This is a genomic window from Cutibacterium modestum (genome assembly GCF_008326345.1).
GTDB classification, from domain to species: Bacteria; Actinomycetota; Actinomycetes; order Propionibacteriales; family Propionibacteriaceae; genus Cutibacterium; species Cutibacterium modestum.
Genome location: NZ_BJEN01000003.1, coordinates 277,669 through 297,945, shown reverse-complemented (window position 1 = coordinate 297,945; position 20,277 = coordinate 277,669). Strand labels below are relative to the sequence as shown.

Below are 20,277 nucleotides of genomic sequence, written 5' to 3'. Positions count from 1 at the left end.
AAGCAGCCTCACAACACCAGACCGGGAAGGTAGCTGGCAGCCTCCGGGTACTCCCGAATGATGTCCTCCACCTTGGCGCACAGCGCCTCGACCTGATCCTGGGCACCACCGGTGAGATCTAGCGGCGAGGAGACCAAGCCGCGTAGCTGCTCCTTGGTAAGCGGGATCCGCGGATCAGCAGCCAGACGGGCAAAAAGGTCGTTGTCGGTGCGGCCGGTCTCGCGCATGTCGAGGGCGACGCCCACCCCGTGCTCCTTGATGGCCTCGTGAGCGTCCTCCCGACCAACCCCAGCGCGCACGCACGCCATAAGGATTTTGGTGGTCGTCAGGAAGGGAAGGTAGCGCTCGAGCTCGGCCTCGATGACGGCCGGGAATGCCCCGAAATCGCCGAGGATCGTCAGGAAAGTCTCGAAGGCTCCGTCGATGGCGTAGAAGGAGTCTGGCAGCGCCACGCGACGCACCACCGAGCAGGAGACGTCACCCTCGTTCCACTGCACACCCGCCAAACCAGTAGCCATCGTCAGATAGCCACGCAGCACGACGAGGAAGCCGTTGACCCGCTCGCAGGAGCGGGCGTTCATCTTATGCGGCATCGCCGACGACCCCACCTGACCGGGCTTGAACCCCTCCGTGACGAGTTCGTTACCGGCCATAAGGCGAATTGACGTCGCCAGGTTGGACGGACCCGACAGCACCTGCACCAGGGTCGACATGACCTCGAAATCCAAGGATCTCGGGTAAATCTGACCGGTTGAGGTGAGCACCTGGTTGAATCCCAGGTGATCAGCAACGCGATGTTCGAGTTCGTCGAGCTTGGAGTCATCGCCGCCGAGCAGATCGAGCATGTCCTGGGCTGTTCCCATCGGACCCTTGATACCACGGGCCGGGTAGCGCTCAATAAGCTCGTTGACGTGATCCCATGCCACCAGCATCTCATCGATAGCGGTGGCGAACCGCTTGCCCAGGGTCGTCACCTGGGCGGCGACATTATGGGAACGTCCAGCAATAGCTTGATCGGAGTATAGAGCAGCTAACCGCGACAGCTGGTTGAGTGTAGCAACCATCCTGTCGCGTACCAGCCGTAGCGACTCCAACACCTGCATCTGCTCGATGTTCTCGGTCAGATCACGGCTCGTCATGCCCTTGTGGATGTGCTCATGACCAGCCAGAGCGTTGAACTCCTCGATCCTAGCCTTGACGTCGTGGCGGGTGACGGCCTCCCGCTCGGCGATCGAGTCGAGGTCGACATCGTCGATGACCGCCTGATAATCGGCCAAGACCTGTTCGGGATCGTCGCCGCCGAAGCTGACACCGAGGTCGGCCTGTGCTTCCATGACGGCTAGCCAGAGCCTGCGTTCGGCACGGATTTTGTTCTCCGGCGTCCAGATGGATCGCATGGCAGCGGAGGCATAACGGGTGGCAAGGATATTGGGTACGCTCATGATGACTCCCCGTCGGTCAGGTAGGTGGAATTCTCGGGATACGATGCGGCTTCGTCAGCCAACTCGTCAGCGGCCTGGAGCTCGGCTGCGTGGCGGGCAATGTCGGTGCGGTGAAAACCGCCACTGACCTCCAACTGGTCGATCCTGCGGTAGGCGTCGGCGCGGGCTCCGGCCAGGGTTTCGCCGTGACCGAGCACAACGAGAACGCGGCCACCACTAGTGACGAGGTCATCCCCTTCAATTCGGGTTCCGGCATGCAAAACGTCTTCGTCATCAACTGGGGCGACGACCTGACGCTCCTTCGCCGGGGAAACGGGATACCCCTCGCTGGCCATGACGACACCGACGGCTGCGCCATAGCGGAAACGGAGGCCGTCGACACCAGACAGTTCCCCACGGGCTGCGGCAGCCATAATCTGGGCCATGGGCGATTCCACCATACTCAGTAGGACCTCGGTCTCAGGATCGCCGAAGCGCACGTTGAACTCAACGACCTTTGGGCCAGCAGAGGTGAGCGCCAAACCCACGTAAAGCAGGCCAACGAATGGGGTCCCACGATCAGCCATGGCCCTCAGAGTCGGCGTGATGACCGTGGCCGATACCGTCTCAACGAGATCGTCCGGGGCCCACGGCAACGGGGTGTAAGCACCCATACCACCGGTATTTGGACCAACTCCCCCATCCCCGACCCGCTTAAAGTCCTGGGCCGGTTGCATCGGAAGGACATGGGTGCCGTCACAGATAGCAAAAAGACTGACCTCCGGGCCGTCAAGGTACTCCTCAATGACCACTCGGTGACCGGAGCCGAGACACCGTTCAGCATGGGCGAGAGCCTCGGTGCGATCGTTCGCGACGACGACTCCCTTCCCCCCGGCCAGACCATCGTCCTTGACCACATATGGTGCCCCGAACTCGTCGAGGGCAGCCGAGACGGAATCGACGTCGTCACAGGAACGGGAAGCTGCCGTCGGCACGCCAGCGGCGACCATCACCTCTTTAGCGAAGGCTTTCGACCCTTCCAGTCGGGCAGCCTCGGCACTTGGACCGAAGCAGTCGATTCCAGCATCGCGCAGAGCGTCAGCCACCCCGGCGACCAGGGGAGCTTCCGGGCCGACGACGACGAGATCAGCCTCCAGGTCACGCGCCAGGGAGACGACGGCGTCACAATCGCACGGATCCAGTGGGTGGTTCGTGGCGAAGGATGCCGTTCCCGGGTTACCGGGAGCAACGTGGACGGCGACAACATCAGGATCACGATGGCAAGCTAAGGCAAGGGCGTGCTCGCGGCCACCAGACCCGAGGACGAGAACAGTCATGCTGGACACGGCAACCACAGTAGAGGGTCGTTACGACAGGTCTATGCCCTCTACCCATCGGGCTTCCAGGCACGGACGGATGGACACCTCACCGTGCTCGCGACAAACCGTGAAGCGACTCGTTGCCATATTTCTTGACGTAGCGAGTTGATCACCAGAGATTCATCCCCACATGGCGCTTCGGGGCCGATCGTCCCCGTCAATGACCGAAAGCCGTGAACATGTCCTCGAAATCCTGGACGGGGCCGAGACCATCATCAGGGACGGGGCCAGACAACTTGCGTCCGTCAGTTTCGGAGTCGTCGCCCGCAGCCACCTCAGACCCTGAAACCCCATTCCAGCCAGCGAGCACTCGGACGAAGGTCCGAGCTGCCCGCTGAATTCGTCGGTCCAAGGCCGACGGGTTGCCCCAGTCCTCCGTGGCGGCAAACACCGACACCGGCGAGACGAGGGCATGGTGATAATGCAGCGAAGCCACGATGTCCCGGTCCATCACGAGACTATGACGGACCGTCCCGCCGGTGGCCCCAACGAGCACCGGCTTCCCCTCCAATGCCCCCACATCAAGGACCTCGAAGAGCAGATGGAACACTGCCGCGGCATGGGCGTTGAATACCGGCGAAACCGCTAGCAGGCCGTCGGCTCCAGCGATGGACTCCAGGGCCTCGGTAACACCCACCGAGCGCACGCCAGTGAATTCAGCGTTGAGCAGGTCGTGGCCCAAATCGCGCACCTCCATAACCTCAGCTTCGGCGTTGGGAAGATCCTGGGTGATCTGAGCGACCAGACAGTCGACCAACATTCGAGTGGACGAAGGCTGTCCCAGCCCGGCGCTGATAGCAACAATCTTCATATCAATTCCTGTCGGATGTTCCAGCGACCTCGTCACCGGGAGTAAAAGGTACCCGTCGCTGTGCTCACTGCAAGCCGCCACGAGGGAGTCATAGGTGGGGGCGTCGGGAGTATCGGCTGGACGACCCTCAGCAAACCCCTTGCGCAGCTCGGGAAGGATCTCACCCAGCAAGTCCATCTGCTTCACGATCATCTTCAGCGGCAATACCGCATGGTCGAAAAGGAATAGCCGACGCTGACAGTGACCGACGTGGTCCTTGAACGACAGCGTCTCCTCAATAACCTGCTGCGGCGAACCGACGGTCAACGGGGTGGCCGATGTGAACTCCTCCAGACCGGGCCCGTGGCCGTTGTCTAAGTAGCAATGGAACTCGTGCATGGCATCCTGGGAGTTCTTGCGTAGGAAGAACTGTCCGCCCAACCCGACGATGACATCCTTGGGGTGTCCGTGAGCGTAATGGGCGTGCCGAACGCGGAATCGCTCGATCACCTTCTGAACGTGGTCCATCGCCTAGAAGATGTTGTTACGGAAGAACCCGTCGCCGTAGTAGACGGCCTGCTCCAGGAACTCCGGGGAGCGGATCGAGCCATGCCACACAAATGGCGGGACGTCGTTGAGGGGACTCGGGATCGACGTGAATGACTACGGCGGAATGCGAAACCGCCCCTTCCAGTTGACGGCGCCCTCACACCACAACCGATGGAGTAGATCATAATTCTCCAAGGTGAGCTTGATGCCGCCGCGGATGCCACAGACGAACCAGGGGGCAGACCGGGGCGGTGTTTCCCCTCTCCAACATGAGGTCGTTGTGACATCTGTCCCAACGTCACGCCACCCACATCTGTTCCCGCCAACCAGGAGGAATTAGTCGATGAGGTCGTTAATGACGATCGACTCGTCACGTCCGGCTCCCACGCCGATCCCGGAAATCCGAGCACCCACTAACTCCTCTAAACGACGCACGTAAGCCTGACAGTTACGCGGCAGATCATCGAAAGAACGGGCTGTGGAAATGTCTTCACTCCAGCCATCCATGAACTCATAGACGGGCTTGGCATGGTGCAAATCAGACTGGGTGACAGGCATGACGCCGGTGCGCTCACCATCAATGTCATAGGCCACACAGACCGGGATCCTCTCCCAGCCTGACAGCACGTCGAGCTTGGTAAGGAAGAGGTCAGTCACCGAGTTGATCATGACCGCCTGCTGCACTACCAGCGCGTCAAACCAGCCACAGCGACGCGGACGCTTCGTCGTGACACCATATTCGCTGCCCTCACTGCGCAGCCGCTCACCATCATCGTCAAATAACTCAGTCGGGAATGGACCTTCTCCAACACGAGTGGTGTAAGCCTTGGCAATGCCAACGATGCGGTCGATGCGGGTCGGTCCGACACCTGAGCCAGTACACGCACCCGCAGCGATCGGGTTGGAGGAGGTGACATACGGGTAAGTGCCGAAGTCAACATCAAGATGATGGGCCTGGGCACCCTCAAAGAGCACGACCTTGCCCTCGTCAAGGCCCTTGTTGAGGACTCGAGCCACGTCGACGACGTAGGGACGGATGCGCTCGGCGTGGGCCAGCAGACCGTCGGCAACCTCGTCTGGATCGATGGCGCGACGGTTGTAGATCTTCACCAGGATCTGGTTCTTCTGGTCCAACGAGGCCTCGACCTTCTGACGCAAGATCGACTCGTCAAAGAGGTCCTGGACGCGAATGCCCATCCGATTGATCTTGTCCGAGTAGGTTGGCCCGATGCCACGACCCGTGGTGCCGATGCGGCGATTGCCGAGGAAGCGCTCGGTGACCTTGTCGAGGGTCTGATGGTAGGGGGTGATGAGGTGAGCGTTGGCGCTGATGAGCGGGTGCGGGATCCCGACGCCGCGACCTCGCAGAGTGTCGATTTCGTCAGCAAGTACGTCAAGGTTGAGCACGACTCCGTTGCCGAGCACGGCTGTGGAGTTCGGGTTGAGAACCCCGGAGGGAAGCAGGTGCATAAAGAACTTCTCGTCACCGACGACGACAGTGTGTCCAGCGTTATTGCCTCCCGAATACCGCACGCAGTAGTCAACGCGCTCGGACATTTGATCGGTGGCCTTGCCCTTGCCTTCGTCACCCCACTGGGTACCCATGACGACGATTCCAGGCATGTGTTCCTCCATTTCCTTGCACCCCTGTGCGGGTTGCCTCTGGTTGCACCGGCACGGGCCGCTACGCAACCAGCCACACTCTACGTGTCCGTAACGACATGAGGAACGCCAGCCCGGGCCAATCCGTTCTGCCCGAGCCTATTAGCAACGCCCCTCAGACAACGGTTGCGCCATCGTCCACCGCATCATCGACGTCGTCAGCCGGCAGGACCGAGATCTCCATGAGATTCAGGCTGGCTCCCTCCAGCGGAAGGCGAGACGCGAGCGGGCCGAAGTGTGGGTCGCTACGATGACCGTCGAAATTGATGCGCTTAAAGCCGGCATCCTCGGCCCAGGTGATCACCGACGACATTGCTGAGGCGACGGCTTCGTCACCCGCCGGGGTACCAGCCTGCACGGTTTCTGCCACCACAGTCGGGTTTTCGTCGACAAAAACGAAGGCCACCGCCGCAGGCTGACCATCGACGAGTGCCACACGAGTGGCTTCGGCGTCGAGGTCTTCCAGTTCCTGACGCAGTGCCTCATGGGCCGCCTCGCTGTCATCGACCGGGGACCACGATTCGTGCATCCAGACGTACATCTGCTCCCACAACGCTTCGAGCACGCCAGGAGCCAAAGCTGCGCCCGAGATGGCTCCACCCGGGCCAAGGCTAGCCTCCGTCAACACCTCAATCGCTCGTCCAAAATGGCGGCGAGACAACTCGAAGGGCGGGCACGACGCGTAGACCTCCGCACCCAAAGAAAGGATGAAGCTCTCAGCGTCAGAACCAGCAATAGCCTTGGTTGCCAATGGACGGTCCACCCTCTGCTGAATCTGACGCACCAACCTGGTACCGATCCGGCGGCCTCGAGAGTCGGGATGGACCTCAACGTCGATGAATCGACGAGTGCGGTGGACGACCGCCAACCACGAAACTGCATATCCGACGATTCGGTTCTCGTATAGAGCAACCCTAGCGACAACATCCGGACGGTCGATGCGATCAATTAGGGAGCCAGGTTCTCCGAAAGTGATGACCTTAACGTCCTCTGGCCGCATATCGCGGAAAACAACGTGCTCGCTCATGTCGCGCTCCTGGGTCTGGCGACGCCTTCAACGTCGCTGTGTCTCCATTCTTCCGCCTTTTGCCCCCGCGCGTCACCCAAGCCAGTTTTCCGGTGTCGCTATCATGACGTCCATGCCATGATTGACGGCATGTCAGATACGAACGGCGCCGTCCACTTAGCCGATAATCTCAATCCGGCGGCTCAGCGGATGTTCGAGTGGATCCTTTCCTCAAATCTTGTCCCCGGGGACCCCATCCCAATCGAACAGGACCTCGCGACCCAGTTCGGGATGGCCCGTGGCACCGTTCGTGAGGCAGTGCGTGAATTGCGCGCTCTGGGCATCCTCGAGGTGCGTCGTGGTCTAGGGACGTATCTGTCAACGGCATCTGCGTCAACAATCCGGCCCAGTCTCGTCTACCGGAGCGTCAAGCAGGTCGCCAGCGATGAGAGCGGAGCCCGAGACTACACTGGGCTGCGAGAGATGGTGGAAGTGCGGGCCCTCATGGAATGCTCGCTGGCCGCCGAGGTTACCGGCACCATCAGCACCGAGACCGGTCGCGCCCTACACGCCCTGGCAGCCCGGATGGACGACCCTAAAGAGTCGGCCGTCGCGGACCGTCAGTTTCACCGACTGCTGTACGCGGACATGGCCAATCAACTCGCCCGCGAGCTCATTGACGTCTTTTGGGACTCCCTCAACCTTGCTGGGCTGATGCTTCCTCCCACCAATACCATGCCGGCCACTCGTCAGGCCCATGACCTCATCGCCGACTGCGTCATAGGCCATGACCCACAGGCCAGCCGCGAGGCCATGTGGCACCACTTCGCCGCTATTCGGGAGAGGCTAGGAGGGGTGCCCCGCAGCTCCTGATAGATGCGCGCCACGCAACCTTGAAATAGTCAGCCTGATTTGGCTAGCTGTTGGACGCACTGGTGGGAAATACCGAGTAGTTTCCCGGCTTCAGTCTGAGAAGAGCAGATAACAAACATCTGCCCACAAGGGTAATGTGACGAATCGAATCACCTCAGAGCATCACAGAACCACCTGGTGATCGAGGTCGGATGGGTAATCGCGGTTCCCACGACGACGGCGTGGGCCCCCAAGTCCATCGCACGGCGAGCTTGGTCCGGGGCGTGGATGCGCCCCTCAGCGATGACGGGACGCCCACCATCAAGCCTGTTGACAAGAGTCTCAATAACCTCATAATCGGGACCGTCGGTCTTCGGGCGCTCCCCGGTATAGCCACACAGTGTCGTCCCGATGAGATCAGCCCCTGCTTCAGCGGCGAACAAACCGTCGTCAACCGAGCCGCAGTCGGCCATGACGACGACGTCGTACTCCTCCTTGAGGCCCCTAATCGTTTCAGCCAGCGTCAGCCCGTCGACGCGGTCACGTCGGGTGCCATCGAGGGCGACGATGTCAGCCCCAGCAGCTGCCACGCAACGTGCATGTCGCAGAGTTGGGGTGATGTAGATGCCCTCGTTGCCCTCCTTCCAGATACCGACCACCGGAACGCTCACTCGCCCCCTGACAGCGGAAACATCGGAGAGTCCCTGAGCGCGCACCGCCACCGCTCCCCCGACCTCGACCGCGGCCGCCATCTGGGCCATCGTCTCAGGGTGGCGCAGCGGTTCTCCTGGGTAAGCCTGGCAGGAAACCACAAGTCCTCCCGCCATGGATGCGATGAGCCTGTCGGTGAATCCGCTCATGCTTAAGTCCTCCTCAGATCGGTGTTTGTCATTCACGCGAGCTGGCCGACGCGACGAAGCACCTCGGCGACTCTCTCTACGTTGTCATCTGTGAGGGTTGGCAGAGGCACGCTCATGGTGTTGGTTGCGATGATGCCCAGGAGCTGCATGGCCGTCTTGAAAGCGCCCACACCGGCGGCCGGGCCGACGACACCCTGCGGGGCGAAGACGATCTCGAACAGCTCGGTGGCCTTGTCCTGCTCGATACGAACGGTCTCCCAATCCCCCTCACGGTAGGCCTTGTACATGGCGACGTAGTTGGTCGCGTCAACGTTAGCCAGACCAGGCACGACACCGTCGGCGCCCGACATGAAAGCCCCGTCGACGACAACCTCGTGACCGGTGAACAGGGATAGCGGAGAGCCGGCAGCACGGTTAGCCAAGGCGAGACGGCGGAAGGAGACGTCATCGGCCGAGGAATCTTTGCAGCCCACAATGACCCCCTCGCGTCCCAACCTGATCATAAGCTCGACGGGGACTTTGACGTGCACGCACACCGGGATGTCGTAGACGAACAGTGGTAGGTCAGTGGCCTCGTGCAGGGCGCGGAAGTGGTTTTCGACTTCGGTAGGTCCGGTAATGGCGTAAAACGGCGCGGTGGCGACGACGGCGTCGACGCCAACGTCCTCGGCCTGGCGGATGTGGCGAATGACGCGCAGGGTCTCGGTGTCGATGACGCCAGCCAGCAGCGGCACCCGTCCGTTAATGATCCGCTTGGCCTCGGCCAGGACGCGTCCGCGCATCTCGTCGTCAAAAAAAGCGACCTCTGAGGTGGACCCGAGGACGAACAGTCCGTCCACGCCTTGGCCGAGCAGGCGGTTTATAAGCTTCTCATAGGACGGGACGTCAAGGTCGCCATTGGTCGTCAGTGGGGTGACGACAGGGGGAATGACGCCGTGGAACTTCGTGGTCATGGTGTCGTCCTTCGTGTTGTTTGTGGATGTCGTGTCGTTGATGGATGTCATGCCGCCACCATGACGTCATGGATGGAAGCGATCATGGCCAGCCGCCGCTCGACGGTGGCGTTGGAAGGAGTCTGGATCTTGATTCCTTGGTAGGCCTGCAAGCCTCGGGCGGCGTCCAGGAAGGAGCCGATGAGGTCTGAGGTCAGGAGGCTGGTAGGTTCGTCGTCTCGCAACGGGAGGTGAGCGTCTCCCCAGACCGGGCCGTACTGAGTGGCGTCCGGACCAGCGCCCGAGACCATCACCCCGCCAAGCAGACCGGCAGCGGCCAGCCGAGCAACTTGGCGTGCGGGCAGCTCGGGGTCATGGGATTCAACGACACTGCGGCCCCAGTTGATTGTCAGGGACACCCCCGTGCCGGCCACCGCGGTAATCTCGTCGTCTAGACTGAGGAACTCCTTCTCACCCGGTCCGACGCTGCCAGCCGAGTCGCAGTGTTCAACGACGATGGCAAGTCCAGCGTCCTCGAACAGGCCGGAGAGCTCGGCCAGCGAGGAGGCGAATGCCTTCACGTCGGCCTTACGACTGGGAGCGGAATGGACCTCGACCCATCTGACGACAGGGTGTCCGACCACCTCGTGCAAGGCTCGCACATCGTCAACCAGGGCGGTGAACCATTCGAGTGCTCGTTGACGCCCTGGCCCATCGGCGGACGCCAGGCCGAAGTCCGGATCACCGGCCAGCCGCCCCATGGTTCCCGGAATGGCCGTCACGACGCAGTGGGCGAACCGGTCGCGCAGTTGATCGACGAGCCACCGAGGATCGGCGTCGAGGCCATCTCGGTAGGGAATCTCGATACCGTCGACCCAACCGGTCTCGGCCAGCCCTCGGTAAAAGTCCTCCCGCTCGGCAGTGGTCCGTGGCATCGCGGCGTACGCGCCAACGATGGTCGGAACAGTGTTCATGTCATGGCCTCCTTTTCGCCCGTATCACGAGGCGACGATAGTGTCAGGATCCCGGGAAACCGCGAGCTCTTCATCGACGTGATCCATCCGGTCGGCGGGACGCACGTGGTCGGGGCGCAACAGTTTCTGCACCCGGTACGGGAAATTGATGGCGATGAGAATGATGATCACCGCGGTGAATGCGAAAGACAGGATGAACAGGGTCCATCCGAGGCCCCAGCTGGAGGGCAGCGCACCGCCGACACCGGTAGCTGGATCACCTGCCAGGGCAATGCCGAGGACCGGGGCGATGGCCCCACCGAGAGCTCCGACGTTATAAGAGAAGCCCAAGCCAGCAGCACGTTTCTCAACCGGGAAGTAGTTCGAAATGAACTTCGGCAGCAGACCAGAGATGCCCTGTCCGAACATCTGCTGGGCAAAGATGAAGACTCCGAGGAGCACGACCCATATTGTTGAGGAATGCACCATGTCCCGGCTAACAAGGAAGACCGGCAGAACGAGGAACTCCGAAATGAGCAAGGAGACCCAATAGGCCTTGCGGGTGCCGAATTTGTCACCGATGAATCCGGCCATGATGCAGCCCGCAGCGGCGCCAAAAGAAGTGGCGGTCACGAGATTCGAAGCGGTGTCGCTGGCCAGGCCCAGAGTCTGGCGATAGTAGGTGGGCAACAGGGCCTGCAAAGGCCAGGAGTAGAGGAAGGCGACAAACACCGTGATCATGACGGCCACACCTGTCGGCCAACGCGGTCCCTCGAACTGGGCCATGAAGCTCACCATGACAGCCACGACGACGATCCACAGCAGTGCCAACACGAGCCCCGGGACGCCGCTCTTGAACAGGTAAATGACGATTAGGCATCCGAACGTTGTGAGGGCCAGGACAATGTTAATGATGCTTCGCTTCGGGGTACGTGCGAAGAGCATGGTGAACATGTCGGTCTTCTCGACGGCTTCGCCGACAGCGGCCCGAGCGGCCTGTTCCTCGCGCATTTTTACAAAGTCGGCGGCCTCAGGAAGGGCACGACGCAGCCACAGGGCCAAGGCGATCGGGATAATGCCAAGCGCGAAGAGGATTCGCCAGGTATAAGGCTCAGCGGAGGTGCCACGGGTAAGGTACTCGATGAGGGCATATACCTGAGCCGTTACACCGGCACCGAGAGAGAATCCGGAAATAAGGAACCCGGAGGCCTTATTCCGCAGACGCACTGGCCAGGACTCAATGACGTAGGTGGCTGAAGAGCCGTACTCACCGGCCATACCCATGCCGATGCAGACGCGGGCAACGAAGATGACCCAGAAAGCCGGGGCAATGGCACAGGCGACCGATCCACCCGCATAAAGCAAAATCGAGATGACCATGGCTTCCTTGCGGCCTATCCGGTCGCCGATAGCTCCCAGCAGCAGCCCGCCAAACCATCGCGCAATAAAGGCAGCGGACACCAGGGTCGCAGTCGCCGCTGGTCCGACGTGAAAGGTCCTGCCGATCTCGGTGAGGACCAGCGTGATCATGACGAAGTCGAATCCGTCCAGCAGATAACCGATCCATGCCGCCCAGAACGATTTCCACTGCGTGCCGGTCAACTCGTCACGCCATGATTTCCTAGCCGCCATGGCCTCGACGTTGCTCATACGCCCATCTCCATTGATTGGTCAGGTAAACACCTGCGCATTACGTTGGACATTGGATGTCCTATGTTAAGGATGCAAAAGAATAGGCCCACTGTCAACCTTCTACTGCCGGGCGACAACGAAACCGTCACTCCTACTCCTCAGCAGACCCTTCAGCCACGTCGACGTCTACAGCACTACCAGACGGCACATCATCGCCACGCAACGCCCGCCATGCTTCGTCGCTCAACTCCCGCAACATGGTGTCGGCGTCGTCGGCTTCATCACCGAATCCAAGCCGCTCGGCCGCCATCGACAAGGCGTGCAGGCAACGGAATACCCCTTGGTGAGGCAGATAGCCCCAATCCACGAGCCCCTCGCCATCCCATCCAGCGTCCCGAAGTTGCTCGAGGCCAAGGTCACGACCTGTGCGGGCATAAGCGTACGCGGCAACGTCAGCGGCATCAGTACCGCTCAGCAACGACCCCTCAGCCAGGAGGGCCCAGCATAACGTCGAGGTCGGATGCTCCTTAACGACCGCCATGAACTCATCGCGACCACGCCTGGCAAGTTTGCGAATGGCCGGGTCGGGCGGCAACCGCACGCCATGGTCCTGCCCCTCGATCTCAGTGGTCAGATCGGTGTTTTGCTCCTCAGCCATGCTCCCAAGCCTAAGGCGAAACGCAGCGCGGCGCTCGCTCGGGCCACCAACAAGGCCACATGACATAAACTTGTTTCAGCCCACGAAAGGATTACCACTATGTGCCGACCCGTCAGATGCAACGTTTGTGGCAAGACGACGTGGGCCGGGTGTGGCGAGCACGTCGACCAGGTCAAGGCACAGGTGCCACCCTCGCAGTGGTGCGATGGAATTCACACGACTGCCGAGAAAACTGCGACTCACCCACCACATCCGCACTACTGAAGGTGGCGCTGACTCGCTCATTCGTAGCGCAACCCTGCCCTGACCTACACTTCACGGTGGTGCGTTTTCGCCCGCCAGCCGCCCGCGACCCCATCGCGGTGTCTCCATCCTCGACCCGAACCGGAGTTCTGCATGCCCGTACGCAAGGATCTGCGCAACATCGCTATCGTGGCCCACGTTGACCACGGAAAGACCACTTTGGTCGACGCTATGTTGTGGCAGTCGGGAGCCTTCCGCGAGGGCGCCGAAGTCGAAAAACGCGTCATGGACTCGATGGATCTGGAACGCGAGAAGGGCATCACGATCCTCGCCAAGAACACTGCTGTCAAGCACGTCATGAGCGACGGCGAGAAAATCACCCTCAACATCATCGACACCCCCGGCCACGCCGATTTCGGCGGCGAGGTGGAGCGCGGCCTAGAGATGGTCGACGGCGTCATTCTGCTCGTTGACGCATCCGAGGGGCCATTGCCACAGACTCGCTTCGTGCTACGCAAAGCGCTAGCAAAGAAACTGCCTCTCATCCTGGTGCTCAACAAGGTTGACCGCTCCGACGCCCGCATCGACGACGTCGTCGAGGAAACCTACGACCTCTTCATGGACCTTTCTGACGACGACGATGCCTCTCTGCTCGACGTGCCAGTAATCTACGCCTCAGCCAAGGCTGGCCGAGCCTCCCTCAACAAGCCCGAGGATGGCAAGTTGCCCGACTCCCCCGACCTGCAACCGCTGTTCGACTGCATCCTCGAGAACATCCCGGCCCCCACCTACGAAGAGGGCGGGGTGTTGCGCGCCCACGTTACCAACCTCGACGCCTCCCCCTACCTCGGTCGTCTGGCTCTGTGCCGCGTGGTGTCCGGTGAGCTCACCAAGGGACAGACGGTGGCGTGGTGCAAGCGCGACGGCTCGGTCCAGAACGTCAAGCTCTCCGAACTGCTCATGACCGAGGCCCTTGAACGCGTTCCCGCGGAGAAAGCTGGGCCCGGAGACATTGTCGCCATTGCCGGTATCCCCGAGATCACCATTGGCGAGACGCTCTCAGATCCCGAAAGCCCGGAACCGTTACCCCTCATTCACGTCGACGAACCGTCCATGTCGATGACGATCGGCATCAATACCTCGCCACTGTCAGGCCACTCCGGGGACAAACTCACCGCTCGTCTTCTCGAGGCTCGCCTCAACCAAGAACTCATCGGAAACGTCTCAATCAAGGTCGCCGACACCGCCCGCCCCGACATGTGGGAGGTACAAGGCCGCGGCGAATTGCAGCTGGCTGTCCTCGTCGAGCAGATGCGTCGTGAAGGGTTCGAGCTGACCGTTGGCAAACCGCAGGTCGTCACCAAGACTATTGACGGTAAACTGCACGAGCCCTTCGAACGGGTCACCATTGACGCCCCAGAGGAGTTCATGGGTGCCGTCACCCAGATGATGGGCCTGCGCAAGGGCCAGATGATGCACATGGTCAACCATAGCTCCGGCTGGGTACGCATGGAGTTTGTCGTCCCGGCCCGTGGTCTCATCGGATTCCGCACCGAGTTCCTCACCCAGACCCGTGGCCAGGGCATCATGAACCAGATCTTCGAGAACTTCCAACCGTGGGTGGGCGAGTTGCGCACCCGTCAGAGTGGCTCGATGGTCGCAGATCGTCACGGAGTCGTCACCTCCTACGCTCTGTTCAACCTGCAGGAACGCGGCACCATGTTCGTCTCACCGGGCGAGGACACCTACGAGGGCATGGTCGTCGGCGAGAATTCCCGTCCCGACGACATGGACGTCAACCCCACCAAGGAAAAACACCTCACCAATGTGCGCTCTTCCACCGGCGACGAGCTGGAACGCCTCATCCCGGCAACCAAGCTCTCGATGGAGCAGCAGCTCGAGTTCTGCCGTGAAGACGAGTGCCTAGAGGTCACCCCGGCCGTCGTGCGTATCCGCAAAACTGAGCTCAATGCCCACGAGCGGGCCAAAGCCCGCACCCGCGCAAAAAATAGCTGACAAACGCCTCACGACGGCGCTGCAGTTCTCGCTGACTAGGAGTGCTGCGGCGCCGTCGTAATGTCACAGCGAAAACCCTGCCACCACAGGCTTGGGGGAGAACAGAAACCAAGTCAAAGCCGTGGGCTAAAAGGCGTAGCATCTTCTCGTCCACATCCTGAAAGGTTTTGACTCATGCACTCCTCCCGCACTGCCGGCCTGGCAGCCGCACTGGCGATGTCGCTATCGGCTGGGGTCGTCGGCGTTGCGAACGCAGGACCGACTGCGTCACCCGATCCGACGCAATCTTCGCCCGCTGTCACCGCCGGCGCACCCGGAACCCCGACGACCTCCCCTGGCTCCGAAGAAAGCCCTTCTACTAAGGCCATTCCTTCCCCCGAGTCGCCTCTTTCCTCAACCGAATCGGAAGCCCCAAGCTCACTGGCGACGCCGAAACCCTCAGCATCGACTCCATCGGTATCCGCTCATATCAGGGCTACTCAGCAATCAGTCACCGGCACACCGCTGTGGATGTACCTCACCACGGACCTGCGCACTGGTGCCGGGACCAGTTACCGTTCCATGGGCAAGGTGTCGGTCACTGCACAAGTGAGTCGTCGCGGTGCGGACTACAAGGGATGGGCGCCGATCCTCTACAAGACCACCAAGGCTTGGGTGCCCGCGAACACCGTCACGAACTGGCACCCCCAAACCCAGTGGATCTACCTCTCCTCCAACCTACGCACCGGAGCAGGAAACAACTACCGCTCCATGAACAAAACCACCACCACCCACGCCCTAGTACGCCGCGGCCCGAACCACAACGGCTGGGCCCCGGTCTACTACCAAAACAAACAGGGCTGGCTACCCGGAAACACCGTCACCTCGACCCGTCCACAAACGTTCTGGGTGAAGACAAATCAGACGATACGCACTGGCGCCTCGAAGTCGGCGCGGTCAATGGGTACCGCACATCAGGGTGATCGCGTCGTGCGTCGCGGCCCGAACTACAACAGGTGGGCGCCGGTCCTGTTCAACAACAGACAGACATGGGTTCCAGCCTCATCGTTATCCTCCAGGCGCGTCGCGGCCCCTCCGACCACCCTGCCGATCTCGAATGCCGGTGTTCACCTTGATCGTCGCTGCTTGACCGGAACCGTTATCTGTGGCTCCAAGAGCCAGCGAAAGATCTGGATGGTCCAGAATGGACGCATCCTTATCACCCTCGACGCCCGCTATGGACGGTCGAGTATGCCGACTGCCGAGGGAGTGCACTCGGTGTATTGGAAGGACAAGAACCACGTCTCAAGTACCTACGGCTCCCCCATGCCGTACTCCATGTTCTTCTACAAAGGCCAGGCCATCCACTACTCCGCCGGATTCGCTAAGAATGGTTGGGTCGGCGGATCGCACGGTTGCATCAACATCCGCAACATGAATGGCCTGAAGTGGCTGTGGAATCACACCCCAACCGGCCGCAAGGTCATCATCTACAAATGATGTCAACCGCCACGACGTGAAGGGCGGCCCGCTCCTCAGAGGAGCGGGCCGCCCTGTGGTTTACGGGCCTCAGCCCAGAGCCACCAGGCCTTGGCCTCCCTGGACAGCGTCTCCGACAGCCACCAAAACACCCTTGACGGTTCCGTCCGCCGGGGCATTGATCTCAGTCTCCATCTTCATGGCCTCGAGGGTCAGGAGCACCTGACCGGCCTTCACGGCGTCTCCCTCGGCCACGAGGATCTTCGCTACAGTCCCGGCCAGCGGAGCGGGAATCTCGCCCTCACCGGCCTTTCCGGCGCCGCCAGATGCCTTCATCGGGCCGCCGGAGCCACCGCCGAAGAGGATCGGCGCCATCGGCGCATTGGGGGTCTTATCAACGTCAACGTCCACGTCGTATGCGACGTCATTGACGGTCACCTTGAGCTTCATGTCAGTTTCTCCAGGTCAACGAATCGAATGGTTCTGCTGAGCCCTGCGCCCTTGACGGACCCAGGTCTCACTTGGGGCGAAACGGACGGCCTGAACTTTTCCGTCGTTGCCCAGGTAAGCCGAAACAGCGGCGCAGATAGCAGCGAGCACGTCCTCAGGAATTTCCTTGCTCGTTTTCTTGAGCCGGGAAACCTCGGCCTCCAGCGCCGCGAGTCGCTTGTTCAACGTCTCGATGACGAGTTCATTATTCTCACTCATCTTGTCCTCCCATCAGCCTTATTCGCTCAGCACGGCATGACGCCGTGCTTCTTGGCCGGACGGGACTGACGCTTGGTGGCGTAGGTCTCCAGGGCGGCGGTAATCTTGCGACGGGTGTCGGCCGGATCGATCACGTCATCAACCTGCCCGCGGGCGGCAGCCACATAGGGCGTGTTAAAGGCGTTGCGGTACTCCTCGATCTTCGCGGCACGTGTAGCTGCGGGATCCTCAGATTCCTTGATCTGGCGACGGAAAATGACATTAGCAGCGCCATCGGCACCCATCACCGCGATCTCCGCACTCGGCCAGGCGTAGACGGCGTCGGCACCCAAGTCACGGTTACACATGGCCAGGTAGGAGCCGCCGTAGGCCTTGCGCAGTACCACGGTGATCTTCGGGACGGTGGCCTCGGAGTAGGCGTACAGCATCTTCGCACCGTGGCGAATAATGCCGCCGTACTCCTGCTGGACGCCAGGCAGGAAGCCAGGAACGTCAACCAACTGCACCAACGGAATGTTGAACGAGTCGCAGAAAGTGATGAACTCGGCAGCCTTGTCGGAGGCGTTAATGTCGAGGCAGCCCGACATGACCTTCGGCTGGTTGGCAACGATGCCGACCGTCCGACCATTGACCCGGGCGAAAGCGGTAACGATGTTGGTCGCCCAACCGGCCTTAACCTCAAGGTAGTCGCCCCAGTCGACGATCTTAGAGATGACGTCGCGGACGTCGTAGCCCTTCTTGCCGTCCAACGGGACGATGTCGCGCAGCTCGGGCTGCGGGGAAACGTCGCTGTTGGGGTTGGAGATCTGGGCATCCTCAGTATTGTTTTGCGGCAGGAAGCTCAGCAGCTTCTGCGCGATGAGCACTGCGGCGTCGTCGTCCTCGGCCACGAAGTGGATGTTGCCCGAAGTGGACATATGCGCATCCGCACCACCTAGGTCGTCAGCGGTGACTTCTTCACCGGTAACCGACTTGATAACTCCGGGGCCCGTAATGAACATGTGGGCCTTCTTCGTCATGATGATGAAGTCGGTCAGGGCCGGGGAATAGGAGGCGCCACCGGCGCAGGGGCCGGCAATGATGGCGATCTGCGGCACGACGCCCGACAGCTTGACGTTAGCGTAGAACATCTTGCCGTACCCAGACAACGAGTCGATGCCCTCCTGGATTCGGGCACCGCCAGAATCATAGAAGAACAGGAACGGGGTACCGGTCAACAGGGCCTGCTCCATCGTCTCGACAACCTTGGTCGACTGAGTCTCGCCAGCCGATCCACCCATGACAGTGAAGTCCTGGGATGCGACGCGCACCGGACGACCGTGAACGGTCGCGCGACCGGTGACGACGCCGTCAGCGGGAACCTCAGCCTTATCCATGCCGAAGAGGGTGGTGCGATGTTTACGGAACGCACCAACCTCGTCAAAAGAGTAAGCATCAACGAGGTTATCGATACGCTCACGGGCAGTTTGCTTGCCCCTTGCGCGCTGCTTCTCGAGTCGATCCTCACCGCCGCCAAGCTCCATAGCGTGACGCTCGTCGGCAAGCTGCTCGATCCGACCGGCCATAGTGTCGGCCAGCTTGATTGGTTTCTTCTCAGCCATAGTTGGCGATCATCCTCACGCAGGCTCGACGGTCACCTGGTGGCTGTTGCCACCGACCGTCACGTTGTAGTTGACCGGTCCGGCGATGCCGGCAGCGCCGGTGCCTTCCTTCTCGGCCTTCAGCTGTGCCTCGGTCATCGCGACGCTCTTCGGGCCCTCCGAGCGCTCCTTGAGGAACTTGGGGGCAACTCCCGGGAACAGGGCGTTGGTGAGAACATCTTCATCAGAGCCGTCGAAACCCTCGAGACCCTTAGCCTGCTCAACTAGCTGATCCCACTCAGGCTCGAGCAGATCGGCGGGACGGCAGTCGATCGGCTCCTTGCCGGTCTGCTTCTTGGCCATCTCGACGATCTCGGGGTTGAGTTCACCGATGGGCTTTCCGTAGTAGCCAAGCATGAGGTCGGCGAACTCGGCGGTGAGGTTCTTGTACGAGCCATTGCCCATAAGGACGTTGAACACGGCTTGAGTCCCGACGATCTGGGAAGACGGGGTGACTAGCGGCGGGTAACCGGCATCCTTGCGGACGCGCGGCACCTCCTTCATGACCTCATCCATGCGGTCACCGGCACCCTGGGCCTCGAGCTGGGACTCCATGTTCGACAGCATTCCGCCCGGGATCTGAGACTGGAAGATGTTGGTGTTGACCAAGGTCTTCGACTCAAACTTCTTGTACTTCGGGCGGATCTTCTTGAAGTGGTCGCGGATCTTAAGGAGACGATCCATGTCAAGGCCAGTGGTGTACTCGGTGCCCTCGAGCATCTCGACCAGCGACTCTGTTGGGTTGTGGCCAGGGCCGAGTGACATCGAGGAGATAGCGGTGTCGACGACGTCAACGCCGGCCTCAATGGCCTTCTGCAGCGTAACCAGGGTGACGCCCGTGGTGGAGTGGCAGTGCAGGTTGATCTGCACATCCGGGTGGTTCTCCTTGATACCCTTAATGATGTCGAATGCGGGCTGAGGCTTAAGCAGGGCAGCCATGTCCTTGAATGCGATTGAATCGGCACCCATATCGATGAGGCGATCGGCCTGCTTGACGAAGCTCTCCGGGGTGTGAATCGGGGAGGTGGTGTAGCAGATGGTGCCCTGGGCATGCTTGCCCGTCTTCTTGACGGCAGCCATCGCGTGCTCAAGGTTGCGAGGATCGTTCAGGGCGTCGAACACGCGGAACACGTCCATACCGTTCTCTGCCGATTTTTCGACGAACTTATCGACGACCTCGTCGTTGTAGTGGCGGTAGCCCAGGAGGTTCTGGCCACGTAGCAGCATCTGCAGCCGAGAGTTCGGCAGCAGCTTGCGGAAGGTGCGCAGACGCTCCCACGGGTCTTCGTTGAGGAATCGGATGCAGGAATCGAAGGTAGCTCCACCCCAGCACTCAACAGACCAGAAGCCTGCCGCATCAATGTCGGCACAGGCATCGACCATGTCCTCCATGGCCATGCGGGTGGCAAGCAGGCTCTGATGCGCATCGCGGAGCACGAGCTCAGTAACGCCAATCTTTCGCGGACTCATGGGTCCATGATTTCACGTGACGAACAGGCCGGGACTAAGTGGGTCCCT

18 protein-coding genes are annotated in these 20,277 nt (G+C 61.0%); 4 read left to right on the top strand and 14 right to left on the bottom strand.

Translation table 11 applies throughout. The features are described 5' to 3' along the window. Window positions 1-8: 8 nt before the first annotated feature. The 5 genes from purB to F1563_RS09655 all read right to left on the bottom strand — a co-directional run bounded on the left by purB (window position 9) and on the right by F1563_RS09655 (window position 6,828). Window positions 9-1,442, bottom strand: a complete 1,434-nt coding sequence (gene purB / locus F1563_RS09675; RefSeq protein ID WP_002527975.1) for an adenylosuccinate lyase — start codon at window positions 1,440-1,442, stop codon at window positions 9-11. Next, the gene (gene purD, locus F1563_RS09670) at window positions 1,439-2,758 is read right to left on the bottom strand and encodes a phosphoribosylamine--glycine ligase (RefSeq protein WP_036958401.1); all 1,320 of its coding nucleotides are present in this window, start codon (window positions 2,756-2,758) and stop codon (window positions 1,439-1,441) included. Before purD ends, purB begins: the two co-directional genes overlap by 4 nt. Before the next feature lie 199 nt (window positions 2,759-2,957). Beyond that, complete coding sequence (locus tag F1563_RS09665; RefSeq protein ID WP_002533846.1) at window positions 2,958-4,118, bottom strand: NAD(P)H-dependent oxidoreductase; 1,161 nt, start codon at window positions 4,116-4,118, stop codon at window positions 2,958-2,960. A gap of 357 nt (window positions 4,119-4,475) precedes the next feature. Then, window positions 4,476-5,774: an adenylosuccinate synthase gene (locus F1563_RS09660; RefSeq protein ID WP_002527980.1), complete on the bottom strand. Its 1,299-nt coding sequence runs from the start codon at window positions 5,772-5,774 to the stop codon at window positions 4,476-4,478. A gap of 142 nt (window positions 5,775-5,916) precedes the next feature. Beyond that, window positions 5,917-6,828, bottom strand: coding sequence for a GNAT family N-acetyltransferase (locus tag F1563_RS09655; protein WP_002527981.1), 912 nt, complete (start codon window positions 6,826-6,828; stop codon window positions 5,917-5,919). 117 nt (window positions 6,829-6,945) lie between these two features. Here F1563_RS09655 and F1563_RS09650 point away from each other — a divergent pair, with 117 nt between their 5' ends. Next, window positions 6,946-7,680 (top strand): FadR/GntR family transcriptional regulator, encoded by a 735-nt coding sequence (locus F1563_RS09650; protein ID WP_002527982.1) that lies wholly within the window; start codon window positions 6,946-6,948, stop codon window positions 7,678-7,680. 149 nt (window positions 7,681-7,829) lie between these two features. Here the strand turns inward: F1563_RS09650 and F1563_RS09645 are convergent, their stop codons facing one another. The 5 genes from F1563_RS09645 to F1563_RS09625 form a co-directional block, all read right to left on the bottom strand. Continuing rightward, window positions 7,830-8,519, bottom strand: a complete 690-nt coding sequence (locus tag F1563_RS09645; protein ID WP_007434120.1) for an N-acetylmannosamine-6-phosphate 2-epimerase — start codon at window positions 8,517-8,519, stop codon at window positions 7,830-7,832. Window positions 8,520-8,551: 32 nt separating this feature from the next. Further along, the gene (locus F1563_RS09640) at window positions 8,552-9,523 is read right to left on the bottom strand and encodes a dihydrodipicolinate synthase family protein (protein WP_002527984.1); all 972 of its coding nucleotides are present in this window, start codon (window positions 9,521-9,523) and stop codon (window positions 8,552-8,554) included. Further along, complete coding sequence (locus F1563_RS09635; RefSeq protein ID WP_002527985.1) at window positions 9,520-10,425, bottom strand: DUF4862 family protein; 906 nt, start codon at window positions 10,423-10,425, stop codon at window positions 9,520-9,522. Before F1563_RS09635 ends, F1563_RS09640 begins: the two co-directional genes overlap by 4 nt. Before the next feature lie 24 nt (window positions 10,426-10,449). Further along, window positions 10,450-12,054, bottom strand: a complete 1,605-nt coding sequence (locus F1563_RS09630) for an MFS transporter (RefSeq protein ID WP_149302671.1) — start codon at window positions 12,052-12,054, stop codon at window positions 10,450-10,452. 133 nt (window positions 12,055-12,187) lie between these two features. Continuing rightward, window positions 12,188-12,694 (bottom strand): DUF3151 family protein, encoded by a 507-nt coding sequence (locus tag F1563_RS09625; protein ID WP_002527987.1) that lies wholly within the window; start codon window positions 12,692-12,694, stop codon window positions 12,188-12,190. Window positions 12,695-12,793: 99 nt separating this feature from the next. Here F1563_RS09625 and F1563_RS15035 point away from each other — a divergent pair, with 99 nt between their 5' ends. From F1563_RS15035 to F1563_RS13680, 3 genes are all read left to right on the top strand, one after another. Further along, window positions 12,794-12,958: a DUF8730 family Cys-rich protein gene (locus tag F1563_RS15035; RefSeq protein ID WP_002533844.1), complete on the top strand. Its 165-nt coding sequence runs from the start codon at window positions 12,794-12,796 to the stop codon at window positions 12,956-12,958. A gap of 132 nt (window positions 12,959-13,090) precedes the next feature. Further along, window positions 13,091-14,953 carry a translational GTPase TypA gene (typA, locus tag F1563_RS09620; RefSeq protein WP_002527989.1) on the top strand — a complete coding sequence of 621 codons (1,863 nt, stop codon included), beginning with the start codon at window positions 13,091-13,093 and terminating at the stop codon, window positions 14,951-14,953. 1,125 nt (window positions 14,954-16,078) lie between these two features. Next, window positions 16,079-16,432: a L,D-transpeptidase gene (locus F1563_RS13680; protein ID WP_172623694.1), complete on the top strand. Its 354-nt coding sequence runs from the start codon at window positions 16,079-16,081 to the stop codon at window positions 16,430-16,432. Window positions 16,433-16,501: 69 nt separating this feature from the next. Here the strand turns inward: F1563_RS13680 and F1563_RS09605 are convergent, their stop codons facing one another. Genes F1563_RS09605 through F1563_RS09590 form a run of 4 tightly spaced genes read right to left on the bottom strand, consistent with a single transcriptional unit; the run spans window position 16,502 to window position 20,229 of the window. Further along, window positions 16,502-16,861 (bottom strand): biotin/lipoyl-containing protein, encoded by a 360-nt coding sequence (locus F1563_RS09605; RefSeq protein ID WP_002527991.1) that lies wholly within the window; start codon window positions 16,859-16,861, stop codon window positions 16,502-16,504. A 15-nt stretch (window positions 16,862-16,876) separates the two neighbouring features. After that, window positions 16,877-17,119, bottom strand: coding sequence for a hypothetical protein (locus F1563_RS09600; protein ID WP_002527992.1), 243 nt, complete (start codon window positions 17,117-17,119; stop codon window positions 16,877-16,879). Between the two features lie 26 nt (window positions 17,120-17,145). Continuing rightward, window positions 17,146-18,720 carry an acyl-CoA carboxylase subunit beta gene (locus F1563_RS09595; protein ID WP_002527993.1) on the bottom strand — a complete coding sequence of 525 codons (1,575 nt, stop codon included), beginning with the start codon at window positions 18,718-18,720 and terminating at the stop codon, window positions 17,146-17,148. A 15-nt stretch (window positions 18,721-18,735) separates the two neighbouring features. After that, complete coding sequence (locus F1563_RS09590; RefSeq protein ID WP_002527994.1) at window positions 18,736-20,229, bottom strand: methylmalonyl-CoA carboxytransferase subunit 5S; 1,494 nt, start codon at window positions 20,227-20,229, stop codon at window positions 18,736-18,738. Between the last annotated feature and the right edge of the window lie 48 nt (window positions 20,230-20,277).